The following is a 23,579-nucleotide window of genomic DNA, read 5'->3' as shown; positions in this document are numbered from 1 at the left end:
AGAATCTAACTGATCAATGTTTTAATTCTCTCATCGCCGTTCCAAATATGAAGAGAGGCAGGAGAGAAACGATGACAACATTATTGAAAATCCAGAGCAGTCTGTTTGAGGATGCTGGCCAGTCATCACTGTTGGCACAGCAGTTTGTGGAGCGCTGGCAGGCGCAGCAGGCGGATGCCAACGTGATCAGCCGTGACCTGGCGACAGAGAACATCCCCCACCTGGATCAGGCGCGGCTCCAGGCGCTGATGACGCCCGAGGCTGAGCGCACCGAAGAGCAGCACGCGATGGTGGCATTTGCCGACAGGCAGATTGCCGAGGTTCAGGAAGCGGATGTGCTGGTGTTGGGTATTCCCATGTATAACTTCAGTATTCCTTCCGTGCTCAAGGCCTGGATGGATTACGTTGCCCGGGCCGGGGTCACTTTCCGGTACACCAAGGAGGGGCCTGAGGGTTTACTGCAGGGCAAGAAGGCTTATGTCTTTATCACCCGCGGTGGCTTTTACGGTGATGACCATGCCCAGACTGCCCTGGTGCGTCAGTACCTTGGATTCGTGGGTATCACCGATGTGGAAATCGTTCATGCCGAAGGGCTGAATATCGGTGATGAGACTCGCGACAAGAGCCTTGCTGCGGCGAATGACAGGATTGCCGAATTGCTGGCGGCGTGATCAGCGGGATTATCGGAAACAGGACCAGGAACGACCGGACAAACTCACACCATCGTTCCTGGTCACTTCCGATGACCTTCATTCATTTTCTTTGGTTGCCGCCTGAATTTTCTCCAATTGTTCATGCAGAAGCTTCTCCAGCTTGATCAGCTTCTCGCGGTTTTTCTCGTTGGGACGATTGGTATAGAGATCCACGTAGGTCTTGGTGACCTCATTGAGTATGGGGTGAAGCTTTTTGTGCTCGTCTTCACTCATGACTGTCCTCCTCGCCTCGCGCGGTTTTAGATTGCATACATTAACTATGGCCCAGATTCCGGGCTGTTGAAAGTGACCTCAAGCAATCAGGCGACACACTCAATCAAACATTGACGAAACCATTGATGGGCAGGGTCGTTGTCCAGCAAGGGTGCCCACATCAGGTAGACGGGCAATGGCGGAATATTGGCAGGAAAAGGCAGGGTCTGAAGCCCCAGCGCGTGGGCGTATTGTTGCGCCAGGCGCTCCGGCACGGTGGCAACCATGTCGGACCGGCTGCAGGTGGCCAGCATGCTGGCGAACTGCGTGACCCGCGCGCCGGTACGGCGTTGCCAGCCCGGTTCATTGAGGATCTGATCCAGCGGCAGGCGGCGGTTCCGCTCCGGCAGCACGACGTGTTCAGCCTCCAGGAACTGTTGTTTGCTGCAACTGCCTTGCAGGGTGGGATGCCCCAGTCGAGCCACCACGGCGAGTCGTTCCCCCATCAGTACCTGCCGGTGCAGCTGATCGTTTTCGGTGCCAAAGGCATCCACGGCCAGATCAGCCTGGGCAGTGCAGAGTGTTTGCGGTATATCGTCGCCAGCCAATGTCACTTCCACCACCACGTTGGGTGCCTCCCTCCGCAGGCGCGCCAGCAGCGTGGGTAACACCACCATTTCGAAATAGTCATTACTGAGCACACGAAAGTGACGCTGGCTGGTTGCCGGCACGAAGCGATTGGCCGGGTCCAGGGTGTCACGCATGGCGGCCAGTTGCTGGTTGAGGCTGCCATGAAGCTCTCGAGCCCGGGGGGTGGGTAGCATGCCCTGACGAGTGCGCACGAACAGGGGGTCGCCCAGAGTATGGCGCAGGCGCTGCAGGGCAGCGCTGATCGCCGGCTGGCTCATGCCCAGGTTCTCGGCAGCGCGGGAGAGCTGACCGGCCTCCATGATGGCGTCGAACACCGGCAGCAGGTTGAGGTCGACACTTCGTAAATTCAGCTTCATGGATATTATTTATACCAAATATTGAATAGGAAAATATACCAAGCGTCATTAAGGTCAAAAGACACACCTGCACCTATTGTCTGGGAGAACAAAAATGGACGATCAAAAACTGACGATGCTGGTAACGTCTTTTATCGTAGTGACCGCCCTTTGGGAGGTGGTCAGTGGCCGTACCCGCGACGGGCGGAAAAACAAGCAGGACTGGCGGATGGCGTTTCTCGCCACCTTTATGATGGTGGCGGTTCAGCGTCCGCTGGTGCTGTTGGTACTGACCCTGGGGCTCTCGACGCTGATTCCGGGCAGCGCCGGTTCACTGGCCTGGCTTGAGCAGGCGTATTTCTGGCCGACGCTGATTGTCTTTTTCTGCGTGGAGGAGTTTATCCACGGCAGTTTCCACCTGTTCGCTCACCGGCGCCGACCCAACAACCGAATTCTTCAGTGGGTCCAGGCGTTCTACAAGATGAGCCACCGTCCGCATCACATGTCCGGTGGCGTGGATAACAAGGGGCAACTCTCGGTGACCCAGACGTTCGTCAACGGGTGGGCCTGGTGGTTGATCATGCCCAACTACACTTTCCAGCTGTTGTGCCTGTATCTGGGACTGGTGGATGTCTTTCTGGTCGCCACCGCGTTCAAGGGCTTCTGGGCGGCTCATACCCACGTTAACTGGAATTACGACCTGTATTTCCACAACCACCGCTGGGCCTGGGTGCGCAAGACCATGTGGGCGCTGGCTCATATCCTGGTCTTCCCGACCCAGCACCATCATCACCATGCCCGCGGCCCCAATTCAGCCAGGAATGTGACCTCCACCCTGGCGATTTATGACTGGCTGGTATTCGGCACCCTCGCCATTGAGACCAGCAAGCCCAAGATCTACGGCTGGCGCCAGAAAGAACACGAGGCGAACAGTGTCCTGAAACGCTATTTCTGCTGGGATGTACGACAGTACGTACCTAAAGGCTGAGCGCGCATAGTGTGTGGGCCTGTTCGCCACACTCACTGCCAATGACCCGCTGTTACCCATCCCAATATCTGAACATTTGTTCACAGCTCCAGCCGTGGGTGCTATTTTGAAAGTAAGAGCTTTTACGTGTTTGTGCCCGGTGATGACTCCCTGGCGGGTAAAAGTTGCGGTATGGAGCTGGCGCTTATGGGTAAAGCGGGCGATCCAGATAACAAGATTATCGTCAGGCTCCGTGAAAAGGCAGAGCGATTGGAGCGCCTTGAGAGCAAACTCAGGGTGTTGGAGCGGGAACGTGAAGACTTGCTGGACAGTAAAAAGCGGTTGTCCAATGAGCTGGAAAATTACCACAGATGTCTTCAGGAGTGGGAGTGGTTCTTCGAGCATTCCGTCCAGATGCTATGCATTGCGGGATTGGACGGTTACTTCAAGCGCGTGAATTCGGCGTTCGCCAAGACCCTGGGTTATTCGAAAGAAGAATTGCTGTCACGTCCTTTTGTGGATTTTGTCCATCCCGACGATGTGGACAAAACCGCCCGGGAGCTCGAGGGCTTGGGGGCTGGCCGCGACAGCATCAGTTTTGAAAACCGTTATCTTGCCAAGGACGGAAGCTGGCGCTGGATTGCCTGGTACTGCCCTGCCATTACCAATGCCACAACCAAACTGTTTGCAATTGCCCGCGATATCACCGAAGACCGCCGCAAGGAAGCTGAAATCCTTTACAGGGCCTCTCACGACTCATTGACGGGGCTATACAACAGAGCCGCGTTTGAAGAAAGCCTCGAGGATGCCATAGCTCTGCAACGCCGAAATCAGAAAGGTGAGGTAGTGCTTTACCTGGTTGATATTGACGGTTTCAAGGACGTGAACGACCAGTACGGACATATGGCCGGTGACCATTTACTGCAGGTGCTCTCAAAGCGGTTCCGGCAGATCCAGCGCGCAGGTGAAATGGTGGCGAGAGTGGGCGGGGATGAATTTGCCTTTCTGGTGGACGGCACCACGGAAGGTTCCGGCAGTTACCCCTTTGAGCCTCTTGCGGAACGTATTATCGCGGAGGTCCGCGAGCCTGTAGAAATGAGCAACGGGGCGGTCACCGTTGGTTGCAGCATCGGCATTTCAACGTTTCCCTGTACCGCTGACGATGTCTGTTCACTGATGGTCCAGGCTGACAAGGCCATGTATTCAGTCAAGAATTCCGGAAAGAACGGTTTCCGAAAGTTTGATCCTTCGCTAATCTGACGGGCACGAAAGATAGGCACGCGTGCAGGCAGGCCTTTCCCAACTGATCAAACGGAACAGCTCATGACGGAATACTTTATCCAGGCGTTTATCTACCTACTGGCGGCGGTCGTCGCGGTACCGTTGGCCAAGCGCCTGGGGCTGGGGTCGGTGCTCGGGTATCTGGTGGCCGGGGTGGTGATCGGACCGATGACCGGCCTGGTGGGCCAGGAAACTACCACGATCCAGCACTTCGCCGAATTTGGCGTGGTGATGATGTTGTTCCTGGTGGGCATGGAACTGGACCCGAAGTCCCTGTGGGCCATGCGGGTCCGCTTACTGGGCCTCGGGGGGCTTCAGGTAGTGCTGACCTCCGTGGCAGGTACGGCCATCGCCTGGTGGCTGGGGCTCCCCTGGCAGACCGCAGTCACCGTGGGCTTGATCTTTTCCCTGTCATCCACGGCCATTGTTCTGCAAACCCTGAACGAGAAAGGTCTGAGCAAGACCGAGGGTGGACGTGGCGCCTTCTCGGTGTTGCTGTTCCAGGATATCGCCGTCATCCCCATGCTTGCCGTGATTCCGTTGCTGGCGGTGTCGGGGCTGGCGGCGGTTGGTTCGGCAGATGCGGACCACCATGGCAGTTTCAATCTGGTGGCGGACCTGCCCGGCTGGGCTCATGGGTTGGTGGTGATTGGTGCGGTGGCAGCCGTGATCGTAGGCGGCCACTACCTGAGCCGGCCACTGTTCCGCTATGTGGTGCAGTCCGGCATGCGGGAGGTGTTTACCGCCATGGCGCTGATGCTGGTGATCGGCATTGCCGCATTGATGAGTGTGGTGAATCTGTCACCTGCTCTTGGTGCTTTCCTGGCCGGCGTGGTTCTGGCAAACAGTGAATTTCGTCATGAGCTTGAAGCCAACATTGAGCCGTTCAAAGGCCTGTTGCTCGGCCTGTTCTTTATCACCGTCGGTGCCGGCATCAATTTCGATGTGTTGTCAGCGCAGTGGGGTACGGTGCTGACACTGGGGTTATTGGTGATTGTGGTCAAGGCCGCCGTGTTGCTACTGCTGGCTCAGTTGTTCGGCTTGCGTGGCCGCGATGGCTGGCTGTTTACCCTGGGGCTGGCCCAGGCCGGTGAATTCGGATTTGTGCTGCTGACCTACAGTCTGCAGAACCGGGTGGTCCCCGCGGACATTGCGCAGATCCTTTCATTGGTGGTGGCGCTGTCCATGTTTCTCACGCCCTTACTGTTCATCGCCTATGACCGCCTGATCCTGCCGCGGTACCGAGAGGCCCGGAATGAGCAGCGGGAAGCAGACACCATTGAGGAACAGGCGCCAGTGGTTGTGGCCGGTGTGGGACGTTTCGGCCAGATCGTCTGCCGCTTGCTGCGCGCCAACAACATTCCGATTGTGGCTCTGGATCTGGCGCTGGACCAGATCGAGAATCTGCGTCGCATCAACATCAAGAGTTACTTTGGCGACGCCAGCCGGTTGGACCTGCTGGAAACCGCCGGTATCGCCAATGCCCGCCTGCTGGTGGTGGCTATTGATGACCGCGAACGGGCCGTGTCACTGGTGCATCACGTCAAACACCATTTCCCGGGTGTCTGGATTCTGGCGCGGGCCTTCGATCGGGGCCACGGATACGATCTGCGGGACGCGGGCGCCGATGAAGTGGTCAGCGAAACTTACCACTCTGCCCTGGAACTGGGCGGTCAGGCTCTGACGGCGTTTGGTGTGCATCCCTTGCGGGCCCGCCAGATGACCTGGGCCTTTGTGAACAACGAGAAAGCCCATGAGGCCGAGTTGCGCGAGGCCTGGAAAGATATCGAGTCGGGAATCAGCTTCAGCCCACGCTACGGCGAGCTGTTCATGAAGCTGGAAGACACCCTCAGCGATGTGATGAAGCAGGACTGGCAGCCACCCAGCCGAGAGGAAGTGCCCTTGTGGGCTCCGCCGGAAAACGGCGGGCGTTAGACGGTATCTTCGATGTCTTTGGTCTCGGTTTTAGGTACCGTCAGCATCAGCAGGAAGCCGACCAACAGGAACAGCAGGATGGTACTCATGCCCCAACGCTGACTGTCGGTGAGGGCTGTGACCCAGCCCACCAGCAGGGGGCCGGCGAACGCTGTTGCCTTGCCGGAGAACGCGAACAGGCCAAACATCTGGGTCTGAAGGTGGGGTGGGGCGACGCGGGCCAGGTGTGAACGGCTAGCGGACTGCAGTGGCCCCACGAAAATACCCAGGATCATGCCCCAGACCCAGAAGGCGGTGGCACTGTCCACCAGCATAATGGCCAGCGCACTGCTGCCCAACCCGATCAGCGCGAGCAGAATGGTGTTTCGGCCGCCAAGGGCATCGTCAATCCAGGCAAAGCCCAGAGCGCCCAGCCCTGCCGTCACGTTCAGGGCGATGGCGAATTGCAGGACTTCGGTAGGGCTCATGTTGAACGTACCGGCGGCATACACGCCCCCGAAGGTAAAGATGGTGGCCAGGCCATCGGTGTACAGCATGCGGGCGATCAGGAAGCGCACAATGTCCTTGTACTGGCGGACGTGAGCGATGGATTCCTTCAGTTGCACAAAGCCGGCGCGGGTGGCGGCTGCCAGACCGAGGCCCGTGGATGGCCGGTCCGGGATGAAGAAAAAGGCCGGCAGGGCGAACACCAGATACCAGACCGCCACAAGAACGAAGGTGGCGCGGACGTGTTCGGCCTCATCCCGGTCCAGGTTGAAGAGACTGGCGTCGGCCTCTATAAAGCCGTACAGCGCGATCACCAGACTTGTAACTCCGCCTGCATAGCCCAGCCCCCAGGCCCAGCCGGACCAGCGACCGGTGCGCTCCTGACTGGCCAGGTCCGGCAGCATGGAGTTGTAGAAAATAAACGCAAACTCGGCGCCGAGGGTGCCCAGTCCCACCCACAGTGCGGCGTTCCAGAACTGGTCCTGATTCGGTGTCACAGTCCACAACATGGCGGATGAAAGTACGCACAGCAGGGTAAAGCTGATAAGCCAGGGTTTACGACGCCCTGACTGATCCGCAATGGCCCCCAGAATCGGTGCCAGGATCGCGATAAAGACCCCGGATATGCCCACGATGTTGCCCCAGGCGTTGGTGCCCGCGACTTCGTCCTGCATCACCGAAACGCTGAAATACTGAGCAAAGACAAAGGTGAGAATGATGGTAAAGAAGGCGCTGTTGGCCCAATCGTAAAAAGCCCAGGACCAGAGTGCGCGTTTGTCTTCCTGCGCGCCCGGGGGCTGGGCGTGGGGCGTGTGTGGTGGCATTTGCGGCTGGGCTCCTGATCTTTACAAGGTACATCCGTGAGGTGATTGTGGCCGTTATCGACGTAAATGCCCAGCCCCGTTCAATTAAGCAGTCTTCAGGTTGTTTGCCTCATGGTCGAGCAGTCAGGTCGTGCAATCAGATGGTCAGCCCCAACAGCAGGACCAGTTCGGAAAACACCACACTGGCTCCCAGGGTGTCGCCTGTATAGCCATCTAGCTGGCTGCGCAGATAGCCTCCCCAAATCAGCGCAACGCCGAGCGTGGAGCACAGGCCCCACAGCAAAATCCAGGGTTCATATAGAGTCAGTGCCAGGGATGCGCAAAGGGTAAACGCTGCGGCAACCGCCAGGCGGGCTCGCGAAAAACCGTCGGCGACCGGTTTGCTCTTGCTCTTGTCCGGGTCGGTCACGTAGGGCAGGTAGCCCATGATCAGCAATGGCGTCAGGCGTGCCACCATGGGTGCGGCCAAAAGCGCCAGCCAGACGCTCCTCACCTCTGCCAGGAGGGCAACTTTCAGTGCCAGGGCTGATACTAGCGCCACAGTACCGTAGGTGCCGATCCGGCTGTCCTTCATGATCTCCAGGCGCTTTTCGATCGTATACCCACCCCCAAGCGCATCCACACTGTCCGCCAGGCCATCTTCATGGAAGGCCCCTGTCATCCACAGGTGCAGAATGACTACCAATATAATGGAGATGATTGGACTGAAGGCGAGCGTCAGTAAGGTGTAAGCACCGGCATAGCATACGCCGAGTAACAGGCCGACAAGTGGGAAATAAAGACTGCTCTGGTTCATCAGCCGTTGAGAATAATCAATCTGGATCAGCATCGGTATCCGTGTGAGGAAGCCGATCGCCAGCCAGAAGGCCTGCCATTCACGGACCGTTGGGGGCGTATTGGGACTCAAGTGATGCTCCGGGGGCATGCTCGCGGGATTTGTTGCCATACTCTACACTTTTTTTGTGGGTTGCCGGAAACGGCTCCTTTGATTGGAGTCCCGCAGTTTTATGCATGATCAACAGGACAGCGATGGCCCAGGCCAGGATTCGCAGGCGTTTTATACCAAACTGATCACCAGCGTGCCCGGCATTCTGTATACATTCTGGGTTAGCGCTGACGGCAGCGATCAGCGTTTTCCCTATGTGAGCCGGCGAGTGAACGAATGGTTCGGACTGAAGCCGGAGGACTTGCAGAAAAGTGCGGATGGCCTGTTTGGCATCGTACACACGGATGATCTTTCCGGAGTGGTGGAAGGTATCCAGACCTCCGCCCTTAATCTGACGACGTGGAAGCACTGTGCCAGGCTGAAAACCACATCCGGAGAGTACCAGTGGTTTGAAGGCTATTCCGAGCCAGAGCGCCTGAGCGATGGCAGCACGTTGTGGTACGGCCAGTTTCACAACATTCAGCAATACAAGGAACTGGAACAGACCCTGCGCGAAAGCGAAGCCGAACAATCATATCAGGCGGGTTTTCAGAAGCTGATAGCCGACCTTTCCAAGGAATTCATTAACCTGCATTTTGGAACCATTGATGAGTGCATCAACGAACTGCTGAAAAGCATTGGTCAGTTCTTTGAGGTTGATCGCGCCTATCTGTTTACCTTCTCGGACAACTACCAGTTTATGGTCAACACCCATGAGTGGGTGAGGCCGGGGGTTTCCGCACTGATCAAGCGGCAGCAGAATGTCTTCATTGGATGTTTTCAGTGGTGGCAGCAGCAGATTAACGGGATGGTAAGTAGCAATAAGGTTGTCTTTATCCCGGACGCGTCTGAATTGCCGGACAGTGCAAGCGGTGAGAGGGAGTTGCTGGAACGCCGGGGGGTCTGCTCCATGTTCGCCGTACCGGTAAAAGTTCGCGGGCGAGTGACTGGTTTTTTCGGGGTGGATTCGCTGCGGCAGCGGCACTGGCGGGAGGATCAGGGCGATTTGTTGATTATTGTCTCCGGGCTGTTGTCCGGGGCGCTTGAACGGCATACCCTTGAGCAAAAGCTGCTGAGCCAGTCGATTCGCGATCCACTGACCGGACTGCATAACCGCCGATACCTGATGCCCCGGTTGTACGAAATGCTCGGGCGGGCTTCCCGGCACCAGGATACGTTTGCGGTGGCGATGTTTGATATCGACCATTTCAAGCAGATAAATGATTCTCTCGGACACCTCGGCGGCGATTATGTATTGACTGAGATTGCCGGCATTCTGGAACAACACACCCGTGGAATGGACGTGGTTGCCCGTTTTGGTGGTGAGGAATTCGTGGTGGCGTATTCACTGGAGCAATCCGATGACGTCGGCCGTATGGTTGCCAGGATCTTGCAGGCGGTTCGGGATCATGACTTTGTATTTGAAGGCTCTCCCATAGATGTCACTGTCAGTGCCGGGGTTGCCGCTGTTTCCGATCTTCCAAAAATCCCTAATAGTCCGGACCCCGTGATTGGTATGGCGGATCGCCGTCTCTACCTGGCGAAGCAGGCGGGTAGGGATTGCTTCGTCAACGAATCAGGGACTTATCGTACGTAAGAGGCAGGCCTCCGATGGGCATGACGGACAATCTGCTGTCGACTACTCAGCTAATCATCACCGGTCTTCTGTTTATTGTGTTGCTGGGGCTGGCCATCCGTCATGTGGATTGGCGGGGTTTCCGCAAGGATAATGCGCTGCAACATTCGTTTTTTGGTGCGGCGGTGGTGCTGGGTTTTATCTGGCAACTGCGCGCGGGTATCTCGCCGGGATTATCTATCCATATATTTGGCATGACGGTCGTTACCCTGATGCTCGGTTGGGGGCTGGCGGTGCTGGCGGGCCTGATGGCCCTGGTTATCACGGTGATCACGGGGCGAGAGCCACTGGCTATGTTCGCAGCCAATGGGCTGGTGACAGTAATGGTGCCGGCGCTGGTCAGCCACGGCATTATGTTGTGGGAACGACAGCGGAATTTCCGGAACTTCTTTGCCTACATCTTTTTCTGTGGTTTTTTCGGTGCGGGTATCGCTGTGGCTTGTGCCGGCCTGGTGATGTGTCTGATGTTGTGGACCGCTGGCGTTTATGAGGTTCGTGAGTTGGTCCACGAGTACATCCGGTACCTGCCACTGATTATGTTGCCGGAAGGCTTCGTGAACGGCGTCTTCGTGACCGGGCTGATGGTGTTTCACCCAGACCGGCTAACCACCCTGGAGCAGCAACGCTACCGCTGAACAAAGCTAGAGGCTGGATTGTGCTGGGCGTCGGGCCCTTCTTCGTCCAGGAGTTGCTGCCATTGCCGGGTCCAATCCAGAACTTCGCCGGCTGGCATGGGCCGGGCAATGCCGTATCCCTGAACAAAGTTACAACCCATGTGCTTCAGGGCATCGGCGTGGGCCATGGTTTCAACGCCTTCCGCCAGCACTGGATGGGCAAAGCGCTGGGCAAGGAAGATCACGCTTTCCACAATGGCCCGGTCACTGGCATCTTCCAGCATGTTAAAGACAAAGCTCTGGTCAATCTTGATCATGTCCACCGGGAGGGTTCGCAGGTAGGTCAGCGACGAGAATCCGGTTCCGAAGTCGTCCAGTGCGACTTGCAGGCCAAGACAACGGCATTTACTGAGCACGTTGCTGGCCCGCTGAGTGTCCTCCAGGGCTGTCGATTCCAGAACCTCGAGTGTGATCAACCCCGGGTCGAGATCGGGGTGGAGTCGCAGATAGGTTTCAATGAAATCCGCGAAACTCCTATCCATCAGATGCTGGGCGCTGATATTGATGCTTACCGACAGCGTTGTTCCGGCTTCTCTCCAATGATTGAGTTGATGGATGGCCTCTTTGACGACCCACTGACCCATCGGTACTTCGAGGTGGCTGTTCTCCACGGCCGGCAGGAACGATTTGGGAGCAACTAGGCCCAGCTCCGGGTGGTTCCAGCGGATCAGTGCTTCGTAACCGGTAATGGTACCGTCATGCAAGTTAACCTGCGGTTGAAAGTAAAGCTCCAGCTCTTCATTCTCAAGCGCCCGGTCGATGTCCATCAGTTGGCTTCTGCGTTTGCGGCGATGTTCGTCCAGGCGTGGGTCAAAGAAATGGATTTGATTGCGGCCTTTTTCCTTGGCTGAGTACATGGCCTGGTCTGCGTGACGAATCAACCCCTCGGCATCGCTGTTGTCATCCGGATAATGGGTGACACCAAGGCTGCCGGTCAGGGTGATAGATTCCCCTGCCAGTGTCAGTGTGTCGCCAACGGTGCCCAGAATGCGCTGAAAGACATGATCGCTCGCGTTACTATGGAGCAATATGGCAAATTCGTCGCCACCTATGCGTGCAATGATATCGCCGCTTCTCAGCGTTTGGGTTAGGCGTTCAGCCAGGGTCTTCAGGGCCTCATCCCCGGCGGCATGGCCGAAGCGTTCATTGATGGTATTGAATCCATCCAGGTCCAGATAACAGATTGACAGCCCTCGGCGGAGCCGGTCTGCGTGTGATCGTGCCGCCCTTAATCGTTCCTCAAGCAGCTGCCGGTTGGGAAGGCCGGTGAGGACATCGTAATTGGCTGCGCGATTCAGTTCCTTCGCGTGGTTCTTGAGGGCGGTGATATCTGAGAACGCGGCCACATGGTAGAACTGGCCAGGGTGATCCAGGTGCACCCGGCTGATGGAGAGTAGCTCTGCATACTCTTCCCCGTTTTTACGACGGTTCCAGATTTCACCACGCCAGTGGTCTGTTCGCTCTATCGTGTGCCACATGGATCGATAGTAAGCGGGGGTATGGCGCCCTGAGCTGAGAATGGACGGATTCAATCCTAGAACCTCGTTGCGGCTGTAACCGGTAATGCGGGAGAAGGCAGGATTGACGTCCAGGATACGATTGTTGTGATCTGTAATCAGAATGGCTTCGTGGCTACGATCAAACACGCTTGCGGCAATTCTCAGGCCACGTTCGCTGTTTTTGCGGTCTGAAATGTTGTTCTGGATTGCGATGAAGCCAGGCTTGACGCCCTGCTCAGGTCCAACCGGAAAACAATGGCTGTGTACCCAGTAGGGGGATCCGGAACGAGTATATTGAAGCAGGTCCGCTTCAAACGCCTCGTTTTCATACAGCTTCTGTCGGATGCGTTTTATGGTCTCGGGATCGGTATCGTCGCCAAAAAGCACGTCACCGACACGCTTGCCCCGAATGTCCTGGAGCATATAGCCGGTGTAGTTCTCGAAACTCGGGTTGACCCAGTCAAAACACCCAGCTTCATCCGTGATCATCACCATATTCGGTGTATAGCGGGCAAGCAGAGCCAGCCTGGAATCTTGATTGCCGACGATATCCTGTTCATTGCTGGATTTGTCTGTCATATGAAACCCATGGAGCTATCCTGAACGCGGCTTATTATCCGAACCAGGTTCAGAATACAGAAAACCCGCTTCGGTTCGAAGCGGGTTTTCTACTTACCGCGGTCGGGAAATCCCGAGAGCTTTGCGGTTAACGAACCCCGGCCCGGCGCAGCGCAGCGGGTGTGAACTCATTGGAGCGGGCTTTTACACCAAAGGTGTAAGGGTCGTCCTCTTCGTTGGTCAGGCCCATAACCAGGTAGCGGCCGGAGAGCAGGTCGTACAGGGTTTCAGCGGCGTAGCTGGGCACGCCAATGTCATATCCCTGAACCATGTGCGCCTCGGCAACACGCCAGAGCTGACTCCTGCCATCGTAGTGGTCAACCACGGAGATCTGCCAGGAATCCTCATCCACGTAGAAATCACGCTGGGCGTAAATATGGCGCTCGCCGTCCTTCAAGGTGGCACGCACATGCCAGACACGATGCAGTTCGTAGCGGGTCAGCTCCGGGTTGATGTGGCCTGGCTGGATGATGTCATCGTAGCTCAGGCTTTGATCGCCAAGTCTGTAGGAGTTGTACGGGATGTACATTTCCTTTTTGCCAACCAGCTCCCAGTTGTAGCGGTCCGGTGCACCGTTATAAAGGTCAAGGTTGTCAGACGTACGCTGACCGTCGGCGGCGGTACCCGGTCCGTCGTAGGCTACCTGGGGTGCCCGGCGAACACGGCGCTGGCCGGAATTGTAGATCCAGGCACGGCGTGGCTCCTTGACCTGGTTCAGAGTTTCGTGAACCAGCAACACGTTACCGGCGAGGCGTGATGGGGCGGTAATGACCTGCTTGAAGTAGAACAGCACATTCTCGTCCATGCCCGGCTCGTAGTCTGCCAGTGCCACTCGGTCGGTCAGATGTTCGGTGAATTTGACCGGGCTGTAGTCGCCATTGGCCTGAGGGGTTACCTGGGCAACATTACGGATAATGGAACCACCGCGGTAACGGGTAATGTGATTGAAAATGACCTCGACCCCTTTTTTCGGAATCGGAAAGGGTACGCCGGTCTGATAGTTCTGAAGGCCGTTGCCATCGGGCGTCAGGGACACCTTGGTGGCATTCTCCGCAGCCTTTTCCATCATGAAATCCGGATAGGCACCGGTACGGCGAGTCTGGTAAACCGGAATAAAGTAATCGCTGTAGGCCTTTATGGTAGCCACCTGACCCGGGGAGAGCCGATCCTCGTACTCGTCCACGTTACTCTGGTCGATGACGAACAGGCGCTCGTCTTCCGGGAACGGATCCGGATAGATGCCTTCCTGTGGCTGCTCGACCGGAGGTGACGTGAGTCCACCCGTCCATGCAGGGATTTCATCTCCGTTACCGGCTTTTTCGGCGCCGATAGGTGTCAGTTCGTTGCCAAGTTTCGCCGCTTCCTCTGCGGAGACAGCCGCGAGGGCTGCTCCGGAAGAAAACATCGAGACGGCGATGGCGCTACCGATGAGGTGCTTTCTATATGCGTTCACAAGTGACTCCTTTGTGATTGTCGTTTATGAATCAGAATGAGTAGGAAATACTGGCTGAAACGAAATCCCGGTCTTCAATGACGTTGTAGTCACCACCGAAATAGTTCGTGTAGCTGATCGAGCCGGAGTATTTGTTCTGGTAGTTGGCGTCCAGACCAAGGCTGACCGACTTGTTACCCTCGTTGAAGTTGCCGCCGGGGTCCGGGGCATAGCCCTTCACGTCATGGGTAATGAACAGCTTGGGCAGCAGGTTGATGCCGGCAATTGCGTTGGAGTAATCCAGCGCGAACAGTGCGCGATAGCCCCAGGAAAAGGACGTGGTGAAACCATCCGCGCCGCAGTTGGTCGGATTGATGTTCAGCCTTGTGGTCTCATCCCCCGGGCCTTCGCTACAGAAGTCGCCGGAGAAGGAATCACCATCCAGCGGTACCGGGCCTACCCCGTAAATACCGGACCGACCATAGCGGGCTTCGCTCTTGTCGGGCAGTTCGTGTACATAGGTGGCGCCAGCCTCAGCGACGATGATGAACCGCGCCGCACCCAGTACCCGGTCAATGAAGTGGATGAGGGTTGCCTGAGCCTGGGACACGTTGTAGCGGTCGTAACCATCAATCGCCTTGCCGGCGTAGTTGAACCCGGGGCTGTTATCCTGCACACGCTGTTCCAGCTTGCTAACGACCTGACCATCCGGACCACGCTGTTGCAGTCCACCGTAGATCAGCTCAAAGGTATTCCACTGGATGGGCATGTTGGGGCGGAAGCTGTACTCGGCGCCCAGTGAGGTGCCGGTTGGCAGCGTCGTATTGATGCTGATGCCGTACAGGTCGATGCCCTTGGGGTAATCAATGAAATAGCTCGGGAACCGGGTGAACGGTTCATCGGGATCATTGATCTGGTTTGCTTCCGGGCTTTCCGGATTGTTAACCACACCGCTGATGTAGGGCAAGCGGCTATGGTAGCGGATGTAATAGAAACCCAGTTCAGAATCGAGTGCGGGCACGAACCAGCGAACCGCAGCACCGAACTGATCCTTGTCGCCGGGCTCTACGTCACCCCGGCGGGGTGCCAGGAAGCCTTCTTCGAAGGCTTGTGAGTCGGGTACCTGACCTGCCAGGAGCACTGGGCCACAGCCGTCGGCCGCCACGTCAGCGGAAGAGAAGAAGGTGCCGCAGTCATCAATCTTGAACGGCTCCCACTCGGTCTGTACGTAGGCTTCCACGTTGATCTCGGGCGTGAGGCCGACAGAGGTATAGAGCATATTGACCGGTAACAGAACGTCTTTCAGCTCTGCGCCCGGGGTCCGGAACGCGGGCACGTCAATGGGGTTGGTGGCATTGATGCCGCCGAGGATAAACGTGCTCTCACCCCAGCTCACCACCTGTCGGCCGTAGCGCACTGATACCGGAGTATTTCCCGCGTACCAGTCGGAGAAGATGTAGGCGTCCAGAAGGTCTGCGCCAGCAGCATTGTCTTTTGCTTCCGGGTTGAGTGTGCGTTGTTGGCCTACCGGGTCCACTGCACGCTCGTTGTCCTTGAGCTCAAAGTCGTAGTAATAGCTGCCGCGTACAAGAGCGCCGATACGGGTCAGGTAGTCACTGTCGGGACTGTAGTCGAGAAACAGCTCGGATCGGCCACGCAGGATTTGCGAGTAGGGATCGCCTTTTTCGAAATTCAGGTTGCCGTCGTCAAAGTTGTTGGACGAAGCGCCGGTGTCGCTGTAGGCGAATTCCGGTCCCAGGTTGCCCTGTGAGATCAGATCCGGGTCCTGATCCTCCAGACGGACGCCAATGCCCGCGGTCAGCTTTGTGCTGAAAGAAGCATCGATGCCGTAGACATCGAAGTTGAAGGCAGAGGCCGGGGCTGAGGCCATTACGGACAGTGCGGCTGTTGCCAGCGATAACCGTGTTCGGGAAAACCTGGAAGTATTTGTTGTTGTCATTTCTACTGCTCCAATTCTTTTGTTCTTGGGGACCCGCAATAACTGTCTTGCGGGTCCCGGAGTAGACGTTGCGGTGTGACCGGTTACAGCAGGCCTCCGAGGCCACCATCAAGGAGGCCGCCACCGCCGCCGTCGCCACCACCGGATCCGTCGCCGCTGTCAGGCGCGGCACCACCGTCAGTGGCGCCGTCGCACTCGGGATCGCCGGGACGATTGCCAACGTCTTTGACCACGCAGGGGTTAGTCACATCCACAATGAATGCGGTGTTTGCATCAATACGGCTGCGGAACAGCGCCACCATTTGCGCGGCCATTTCGTCAAACACTGCACTGGAGCTGAACGGGTCAACCCCCTTCTGGCCGGCGGAGATCGGGTTACCGTGTGAGCCTTCGAGGTAGCGGGTGATCACAGGACGGGTGCCGTCATCGGTGCCGTCGCCGTTATCAATGCTGACTGCACCCATGAAACGGGCCATGGGGTCGGTGCCAGCCAGAGGCGCAGGCAGGCTGTTGATCTCAAAGCCGGTATCCGTGACCAGTTGCAGCGGTCCCTGGTCGTACAGTTGGTCGTCAGCTGCGTTGGGGATGGTGCCGTCGGATGGACGATCAGCATCACCTTCGATTCCGACGATGGAGGTCAGCAGCGTGGCTTCATTGCCGCTTTCCTCAAACAGCGGTGCGAAAGCCACCGGGTCAGTGGAATCCAGCAGAGCCTGGAACACATTGAAATAAATGTTCAGTTCGGTCCGGCCTTGGGCAAGCAGGCCGTCAGAAGCAGCGTCAAGCCCTGGCAGGAGCGCTGGGGTAATGGTCTCGCGGGAATTCTCCGCCAGACGGGAGAACTGACCACCGGTGTTGAACATCACGGATGCCAGGATCGGGTTCAGATCCGGGTTATCCTGTGCGGCCAGGTTGTTGATGACCGGATAAGGCACACCGCCCATGCCACTCAGGGAATGGCTGATGAAGTATACCCGGTCGGTGTTCATTTCAATGCCGTTAGCGCAGTCACCATTGGTCTGACACTGGTTGATAGCGTCTTCAATGGCCGGGAGCAAGGCGTTGATGTTCAACAGGTCCAGTGCGCCCTGGCGCATGTTGTCCCGGGTGTTGGCGTAGTTGGTGAAGTTCAGGAACAGGCTGCCGGATTCCGGGGCCTCCACCTGATCTCTGGTCACCGCCTCCATGTCGTCATTGGCGGTGAAACCAAAGTGCCTTTCGGTGGCATCATCGGAGGCGCCTGGCTGCTGGGAAATTTCCACCATGCCGGGGGTGGTTTCAGGATCATTTTCGTCCCGCGCGCTGGTGGCAGCTTCGCCGAATACACCGTTCAGGGGCATGTCGATGCCCACAGTGATGAAGCAGTTATTGCTGTTTGTAGGTGTTTCACTATCGGCGAGGCAGAGTAGTGCCGCCGCAGTCGCCATGGGCAGGGTCGCGGAACGATCCTGAGTGGCAGCGTGCTGATAGATGATGACAGGGTATCCCTCATCCTGAGGGGGAGGGCCAAAATCCTCGTCTGGCGTACCGACGATAATGGGGATTTTGGTGTCGGCCTGTTTCTGGATGAACGGGAAGCGGTAACTTACCCGGTCGGATTTGGCCTGGGGCAGATCCGGATTTGCGCTGAAATCCGCCGGGAGCCAGGAGCCGCTCTGCAGCGGACTGCCATCAGTGCCGTCCGGCAATTGCTGGTAATACGGCAGTGAAATTTCGCCCTCGTAGATCTGTACGTTTACATTAAGCTCTGTTATCCCGAGGTCAACTGCAGTTTGTTGCAGCGCGGGGTTAACTTCGACACCGTCCTTCTGGCTGAAAAACCGCACCGGGGAAGGCTCGCCGGACGCCGGATCATAGGCCGCCGGAATGTCCAGTATGCTCGATGCATCAGCGGCCAGTTGATCTGCCTGGGCGGAAACATCAACCACATCTTCCACAGCCTGGGTCGCAGTATCCTGCAGAATAAACGCCAGCCTGCGGTCATCGTCCTCGGAGGCCACCAGATCGCCATACGCAACAGCCATGCCGTTTGCGTTGGCCTCAGTCAGTATGCCGGCGAGACCTGCGTCATACAGGCGGTAGGATTCGTCGGTCAGCAACTCGAAGATGCGCGAGTTAATCTGCTGGTCTTCGCTGGATGCATCACCAATCGGCTGGTCGGAGAGGTTGAAGTCTCCGGCAATCAGAGCGTTCAGGACGGTCTGCTTGCGATCAATGAGCAGGTGGTTGCGGAACCAGGCGGCTGGTGCGGCATTGGCCAGGAGCACGTCTTCCACTGCTGTGGTGGTGAAGCTGATGGCGAACGTGACGTCATCAAACGTGGGAATGCCGGCGGCACTCCGACCCAGGTCAGTGAGGGCCTCGCGTTTGAAGTCAAAAAAGTCTGAGCCGAAAGCCCGCGCCGGCAGCAGGGAATCCCGGAATGGCTGCAGGGCCGGGTTGCTGAGAACATACTCCGGGTTGGAGGCGGTTTCGAAACGCAGCTCCTGTACCAGCGGCTCGCCATCCTTGTCCACGATGTCGTTACTCAGAACCACGGCGTACTTGGTTTTCGGATTCAGAGGTTTAATCGGCAGGATGCGGATAGCGTTGTTGGCTGAACCGCCCGCGGCACCGGCTGGGCCGTTTGCGTCAACGGTAATAATCTCGATGCGGAAGCGCTGCTCCAGCAGTTCCTGGTAGAGCGCATCGGCGCCTGCCGTATCACCCTGTTCCTCCAGGCGTTTGGCGTGGCGATACTTCTCGGCGTCGACAACGCCACCCACTTCACGCTGTTGTTGGAAGACGCTGTCGCCTGTGGGGTACTCGAGTTCCAGCACGAACACGTTCTGGTCCGGATTTGGAACCACTTCGCCGTCTATTTCAACAAAGGCGCGGGCGTCCAGTGTCTGGTTCGGATCCAGGCTGTCACTGATTTTAACGTCGAATGGCGCGAGGATGGAGTTGCCATCGACAAAGCCAAGACCGGTAGTAACCGGGTTCGCGGGATCGGTACCGTTCAACATGGTACCGTCGTTTTCCGGGTTCAGGAAAAACAGTGGATCACTGGGCAGCGGGAATGCGGTGTCCAGCGGCCGGAAAATGGGTTTGGTGCCGTCGCTAGGGTGATTCGGGTTGTCGATCTCGTAGATCGGATTGGCGTTTTTATTGGTCTGGCCGCCACTGTCGAGGCATCCCGCAAGCGCGGTACTTCCTGCAACAACCGCCAGGAGCGATGTTTTTTTAATATTGACCATGTCTGTCTGTACCTTTCCGATTGTTATTGTCGTGAGGGTGTGTCGACCCTTGCTAGACTAAACGACTGTTTGAAAGGAAAGGTTCCAAAAAAAAGTCAATGATATTTTTGTCGTGTGTCGCGCTTGGCTGTATGTCAGGTCGGCAAGGCTAGTTGCGCCAACGGGAGTGTTTTTGCAGTTTTCGCTGCAGCGTTCGCCGGTGCATATTCAGCGCCCGTGCGGTTGCCGACACGTTACCATCGTGTTCATTCAAAACCCGCTGAATATGTTCCCACTCCATCTCCTCAACCGTGGGTGGTGCCGGGCGCAAATCAGGCGTGTGGTCGGGGTTGTCGAATGCAGTGATCAGCTGGTTGGCTGTTACCGGTTTGCACAGGTAATTGACGGCTCCCCGTCTCATGGCGTCTACGGCGGTGGCAATGCTTCCATACCCGGTCAGAATCAGAACCTCCAGATCCGGATTCTCGGAAAGCAGGACAGGTAATAACTGTAGCCCGCTTTCACCGGCGAGATTCAGGTCGAGCACGCATCGTTGGGGTTGATCTTCCTGCAGCTTCGCCAGTGCCTCGGCACTATTGTTGGCGACACCGCTATCGATTCCATGACGGGCCAGCGAACGCTGCAGGATAGTCAGGAAGGCCTCGTCATCGTCAATCAGCAGCCACTGCGTTTTAGTTGTCATCCCTCACCTCCGGCAAAGAGATGATCATGGTGGTGCCCTTATCCGAGGCGTGGGCGCGCAGCTGGCCACCAAGGCGCTGAATGGTGGCATTGGATAGAAAAAGACCAACCCCCAGGCCGTTAGGAGATACCGCAACGTCGCTGCCAGGCCTGGGATGCAGGGCATTCTCGAACCCGCCGCCGCGATCTTCCACCACGATTTCCAACATTTGCTGACCGGCGGCGCGGGCGCTGAACGATACCCATGACGGACTGGCAGTCAGGGCGTTGGCAAGCAGGTTAAGAACCGCCTGATCCAGCGTAGCATCCACGGTGACACGGCCCTCGGGCCAAGGCAGCTGCCACTGAATAGATGAGGCAGGCCAGAGCAGCGTGGCCGACTCCCTCAGGCGATTGAGCCAGTCGCTGACCGTCAAGATCTGCCGCTGCTCCGCACGAGCCTGGCCGGCAGCCGCAGACAACTGCTTAAGGTGGTCGGCACACAAACCCAGTTGTTGTTCCATCATCTCCAGGTCCTGCTGCCGGGCCACAGGATCATTGGACTGTTTCAGCTCTTCGATTAGCAGGCTCATTGTGTTGAAGGGCGTGCCCAGCCGGTGTGCAACAGAAGCGGCGGACAGCCCCAGAGCAATAATCTGTTCATCCCGCAACCGGCGTTCGCGAACCTCAGCCAGTGTGGACTGTTGCCGGTGTAGACGTCGGGCAAGGTTGCCAACCACCAGCAGCAAAATGCCCGCGGTCACGGCAAACGTGACCCACATGCCGACCAAATGAAGCTGCGCCAGATTGCTTTCTGCGTGGTCGTGTAACCCGTGCATGGGCCAGAGAACCAGTGAGGTGTAAACCAGAATGCCACACAGAGTGAGAGCGATGCTCTGGCGCAGCGGAACTAGAATGATGGCGACGGCGATGGGGAGCAGCAGCAACGATGTGAGCGGGTTGGTGTAGCCGCCGGTCAGATAGAGCCAGCCGCCGATCAGCAGCAGATCGCCGGCGAGGGAAATGCTCACGGGGCCGGGAAATGCCGGCGGTCGTCGGGTAAGCCACAGCCAGCCGAGTGTCGCCATAACGGCATAAACCAGGCACAGGATAACGGCTTCGCCACGGTGCGAGAGCGTGACTATGGTTTCGGCCACTGCGATGGCAACCAGCTGAATGGCAACAATAGTCAGCCGCATGCCCAGAAGATAACGGGCGGCCTGTTGAAATCCGGTTTGTGAGTGGGTCAGCCATTCCATAGTCGGCATTCTAGCGGGTTTTCAGTGGAGGTACTGCGGGAATACCTCCAGAGAGATGCGGCATTTGGTCTCAGGCGCCGGGGTTGAGTGGTCTTTATGATGGTGACCTCTCTTAGGGCTGGTCAGGGTAAAGGTTGGATGACTGCGAGAATTGGACCCCGTGTTTTTGCCATTTGTGCAGCAGGCATTGTTGCTACCCCATTGACGGTGTGGGCACAGAGTGTTGACGAGCCGCTTTCGTTGATTCGCATCACCGAAGGCCAGTGGTCTGAGGAGGCTGCCCGAACGCTGGCGTCAGAGCCCGTCGAGCGCCTGTCCACCAACCCTTCAGTATCACTTTCCCGCATGGGTGGCCGGGGACTGGAGCCAGTGGTTCGTGGCCAGAGTCAGGAGCGTGTGGATGTGCTGTTGGATGGTATCCGGGTTGAAGGGGCCTGCCCTAATCGCATGGACCCTCCCACCAGCCGTCTGAGTGCCGCGTTGGCCTCGCTATTGGAGGTGCGCACTGACAATCAGACTCTGCGCTGGGGACCGATTGCCGGTGGTCAGGTGATTGCGACGACCGCTGCACCGGTGTTTGATAGGGAGGGCGTCACCGGCCACCTGACAGTGGGCGGGTCCGACGACGGTAACGGCAAACTGCTCAATGGAAGTGCTGCTGTTGGCGGTGAAAGTGCGTGGCTTCGGCTGGCGGGAGGTTACAGTGAAGCCAACGACTACGAGGATGGTGACGGAAATGAGATCCGCAGCGCTTACAAGAATGCCGAGGCCCGGATGGATGCCGCCTGGAAAGCGGGCAACGGTTTCTATATCAAGGGGTTGGTGAGCCGCCAGGAAGAGCGGGATGTGAAATACGCCGGCTCGGGCATGGACGCACCAAAAACCGATTCCGACATCCTGCGTCTGGAACTTGGTGCGCCAGTGGTCAACGGTGAGTGGAACCTGCTGGTCTGGCAGGCTGATGTTGATCACATCATGGATAACTTCAGCCTCCGTGAGTCCATGATGAACCTGCTTACGGATTCCGAAACCGAAACCCGGGGCCTGCGCCTGACACTGGATCAGAGTCCGGATATCAGAACCGACTGGGCCATTGGTGCTGATGTCGAGACCAATAACTGGCACGCCGAACGGTTTGGCGGAGCGAATCTCGATGTGCTGACCTCCGTACTCTGGCCCGACGTGGATCGCGACCGTTTCGGCCTTTTCGCTGAGCGCTTCTACCGGGTAACCCCAGCGTTAAAGGTCGGCGGTGGCGTGCGTTATGATCGTGTGGAAATGTCTGCTGCCGCGGCTGACACAGTGTTCGGCAGTGGCATGATGGCCATGTCGGCGGCAGACGCCTACCAGTCGATCTACGGCACCACCAACACCGATGTTGCCGATGATAATGTCAGTGGCTTTGTCACCAGCGACTGGCGATTCTCTCCAGTCCAGTCGCTGGTGGTTACCGGCAGCCATAGTGTCCGCAGCCCTGGAGTGACTGAACGCTACATTGCCAGCTGGAATAACATGGACCCTTCAAGCCGCTGGGTCGGCAACCCTGCTCTGAACCCTGAGGCGCACCGCAAGCTCGAACTGGCGATGCCGGGCCGGAGCAACGGCTGGCACTGGCGCCCGGCCGTGTGGGTGGATCAGGTGGATGACTTTGTCCTGCGCACCCGGAATGCGGATCAGGTCAGTATCTACCGCAATATCGATGCGCGGCTGATGGGTGTTGAAGGGCAACTTGGATGGAGCAACGGCACCTGGAGTGCCGATAGCAGTCTGGCATCTGTGCGCGGCGAGAACCGGGACGATAATAAGCCCCTGCCGCAGATCCCGCCGGTGCAGTTTATTCAGACTCTTGCCTGGCAGCATATGGGGCATGCCCTTGAACTGGAGTGGGTGCTGGCCCGCCGCCAGGACCGCGTGGATCTGGAATCCGGGCAGGATCCCGGCACTTCACCGGGCTACGGTGTGCTGAACCTGTCCGGAAGCCACCCGCTCGCAGACTACCTGAGTGTCAGCTGGGCAGTGGATAACCTGTTTGATAACACCTGGGCGCCTCACGTTAGCCGGGCCAACACTGATCCATTTCATCCGGAAGCCGTAAGAGTTAATGAGCCTGGCAGGACCCTGCGTGCTGCGCTGACAGCCAGGTGGTAAGTCTCTGTATGGCGGTTGCCCGCTTCCCATAGTCGGCGGGTGACGATCTTGCCCCGGGTGGAAGCAACTCCTTCACCTGGGGCTTTTTTTGTCCCTGCTCAATGTAAGCGTAGCGACGGGCTGTTAAACTTTGGTTAAGTTGCGGAAT

17 protein-coding genes are annotated in these 23,579 nt (G+C 57.5%); 7 read left to right on the top strand and 10 right to left on the bottom strand.

Annotated features, from left to right (window positions below):
- Positions 1-71 precede the first annotated feature (71 nt).
- A complete protein-coding gene (locus Q0Y21_RS18410) occupies positions 72-671 on the top strand; it encodes an NAD(P)H-dependent oxidoreductase (RefSeq protein ID WP_297798489.1) in 600 nt (199 codons plus the stop codon).
- Between the two features lie 78 nt (positions 672-749).
- On the opposite strand, the gene Q0Y21_RS18405 is transcribed toward Q0Y21_RS18410, so the two are convergent.
- Together Q0Y21_RS18405 and Q0Y21_RS18400 are read right to left on the bottom strand one after the other, a co-directional pair.
- Positions 750-926 (bottom strand): hypothetical protein, encoded by a 177-nt coding sequence (locus Q0Y21_RS18405; protein ID WP_297798488.1) that lies wholly within the window; start codon positions 924-926, stop codon positions 750-752.
- Between the two features lie 86 nt (positions 927-1,012).
- The gene (locus tag Q0Y21_RS18400) at positions 1,013-1,912 is read right to left on the bottom strand and encodes a LysR family transcriptional regulator (RefSeq protein WP_297798486.1); all 900 of its coding nucleotides are present in this window, start codon (positions 1,910-1,912) and stop codon (positions 1,013-1,015) included.
- Positions 1,913-2,006: 94 nt separating this feature from the next.
- On the opposite strand from Q0Y21_RS18400, the gene Q0Y21_RS18395 reads away from it, so the two are divergent.
- The 3 genes from Q0Y21_RS18395 (at position 2,007) to Q0Y21_RS18385 (ending at position 6,074) form a co-directional block, all read left to right on the top strand.
- Positions 2,007-2,879, top strand: a complete 873-nt coding sequence (locus Q0Y21_RS18395; RefSeq protein WP_297798484.1) for a sterol desaturase — start codon at positions 2,007-2,009, stop codon at positions 2,877-2,879.
- 126 nt (positions 2,880-3,005) lie between these two features.
- Positions 3,006-4,118, top strand: a complete 1,113-nt coding sequence (locus tag Q0Y21_RS18390) for a sensor domain-containing diguanylate cyclase (RefSeq protein ID WP_297798483.1) — start codon at positions 3,006-3,008, stop codon at positions 4,116-4,118.
- 63 nt (positions 4,119-4,181) lie between these two features.
- Positions 4,182-6,074 carry a monovalent cation:proton antiporter-2 (CPA2) family protein gene (locus tag Q0Y21_RS18385; protein WP_297798481.1) on the top strand — a complete coding sequence of 631 codons (1,893 nt, stop codon included), beginning with the start codon at positions 4,182-4,184 and terminating at the stop codon, positions 6,072-6,074.
- Here Q0Y21_RS18385 and Q0Y21_RS18380 read toward each other — a convergent pair.
- Entirely contained in the window at positions 6,071-7,384 is a 1,314-nt protein-coding gene (locus Q0Y21_RS18380; RefSeq protein ID WP_297798479.1) for an MFS transporter, read from the bottom strand. The two genes, Q0Y21_RS18385 and Q0Y21_RS18380, sit on opposite strands and share 4 nt — an antisense overlap.
- Positions 7,385-7,520: 136 nt before the next feature.
- Positions 7,521-8,330: an adenosylcobinamide-GDP ribazoletransferase gene (gene cobS / locus Q0Y21_RS18375; RefSeq protein ID WP_297798477.1), complete on the bottom strand. Its 810-nt coding sequence runs from the start codon at positions 8,328-8,330 to the stop codon at positions 7,521-7,523.
- A gap of 61 nt (positions 8,331-8,391) precedes the next feature.
- Between cobS and Q0Y21_RS18370 the strand changes: the two genes are divergently transcribed.
- The gene (locus Q0Y21_RS18370; protein ID WP_297798475.1) at positions 8,392-9,906 is read left to right on the top strand and encodes a diguanylate cyclase; all 1,515 of its coding nucleotides are present in this window, start codon (positions 8,392-8,394) and stop codon (positions 9,904-9,906) included.
- Positions 9,907-9,920: 14 nt separating this feature from the next.
- Positions 9,921-10,580 carry an energy-coupling factor ABC transporter permease gene (locus Q0Y21_RS18365; RefSeq protein WP_297798473.1) on the top strand — a complete coding sequence of 220 codons (660 nt, stop codon included), beginning with the start codon at positions 9,921-9,923 and terminating at the stop codon, positions 10,578-10,580.
- Here Q0Y21_RS18365 and Q0Y21_RS18360 read toward each other — a convergent pair.
- The 6 genes from Q0Y21_RS18360 to Q0Y21_RS18335 all read right to left on the bottom strand — a co-directional run bounded on the left by Q0Y21_RS18360 (position 10,571) and on the right by Q0Y21_RS18335 (position 21,283).
- Complete coding sequence (locus Q0Y21_RS18360) at positions 10,571-12,697, bottom strand: GGDEF and EAL domain-containing protein (protein ID WP_297798471.1); 2,127 nt, start codon at positions 12,695-12,697, stop codon at positions 10,571-10,573. The genes Q0Y21_RS18365 and Q0Y21_RS18360 overlap by 10 nt on opposite strands.
- Positions 12,698-12,824: 127 nt before the next feature.
- On the bottom strand, positions 12,825-14,141 hold the full coding sequence (locus Q0Y21_RS18355) for a DUF1329 domain-containing protein (RefSeq protein WP_297798523.1): 1,317 nt from the start codon (positions 14,139-14,141) through the stop codon (positions 12,825-12,827).
- Between the two features lie 79 nt (positions 14,142-14,220).
- The gene (locus Q0Y21_RS18350; RefSeq protein ID WP_297798469.1) at positions 14,221-16,128 is read right to left on the bottom strand and encodes a DUF1302 domain-containing protein; all 1,908 of its coding nucleotides are present in this window, start codon (positions 16,126-16,128) and stop codon (positions 14,221-14,223) included.
- Between the two features lie 83 nt (positions 16,129-16,211).
- Entirely contained in the window at positions 16,212-19,364 is a 3,153-nt protein-coding gene (locus Q0Y21_RS18345; protein ID WP_297798468.1) for a hypothetical protein, read from the bottom strand.
- A 148-nt stretch (positions 19,365-19,512) separates the two neighbouring features.
- Positions 19,513-20,046: a response regulator gene (locus Q0Y21_RS18340; protein WP_297798467.1), complete on the bottom strand. Its 534-nt coding sequence runs from the start codon at positions 20,044-20,046 to the stop codon at positions 19,513-19,515.
- Entirely contained in the window at positions 20,036-21,283 is a 1,248-nt protein-coding gene (locus tag Q0Y21_RS18335) for an ATP-binding protein (protein ID WP_297798466.1), read from the bottom strand. The genes Q0Y21_RS18340 and Q0Y21_RS18335 overlap by 11 nt, the downstream gene beginning before the upstream one ends.
- Before the next feature lie 138 nt (positions 21,284-21,421).
- Here Q0Y21_RS18335 and Q0Y21_RS18330 point away from each other — a divergent pair, with 138 nt between their 5' ends.
- The gene (locus Q0Y21_RS18330) at positions 21,422-23,431 is read left to right on the top strand and encodes a TonB-dependent receptor (protein ID WP_297798465.1); all 2,010 of its coding nucleotides are present in this window, start codon (positions 21,422-21,424) and stop codon (positions 23,429-23,431) included.
- Positions 23,432-23,579: the final 148 nt, after the last annotated feature.

Source organism: uncultured Marinobacter sp., from assembly GCF_947259545.1.
Taxonomy (GTDB): domain Bacteria; phylum Pseudomonadota; class Gammaproteobacteria; order Pseudomonadales; family Oleiphilaceae; genus Marinobacter.
This window is presented reverse-complemented; position numbering and strand designations above follow the sequence as displayed.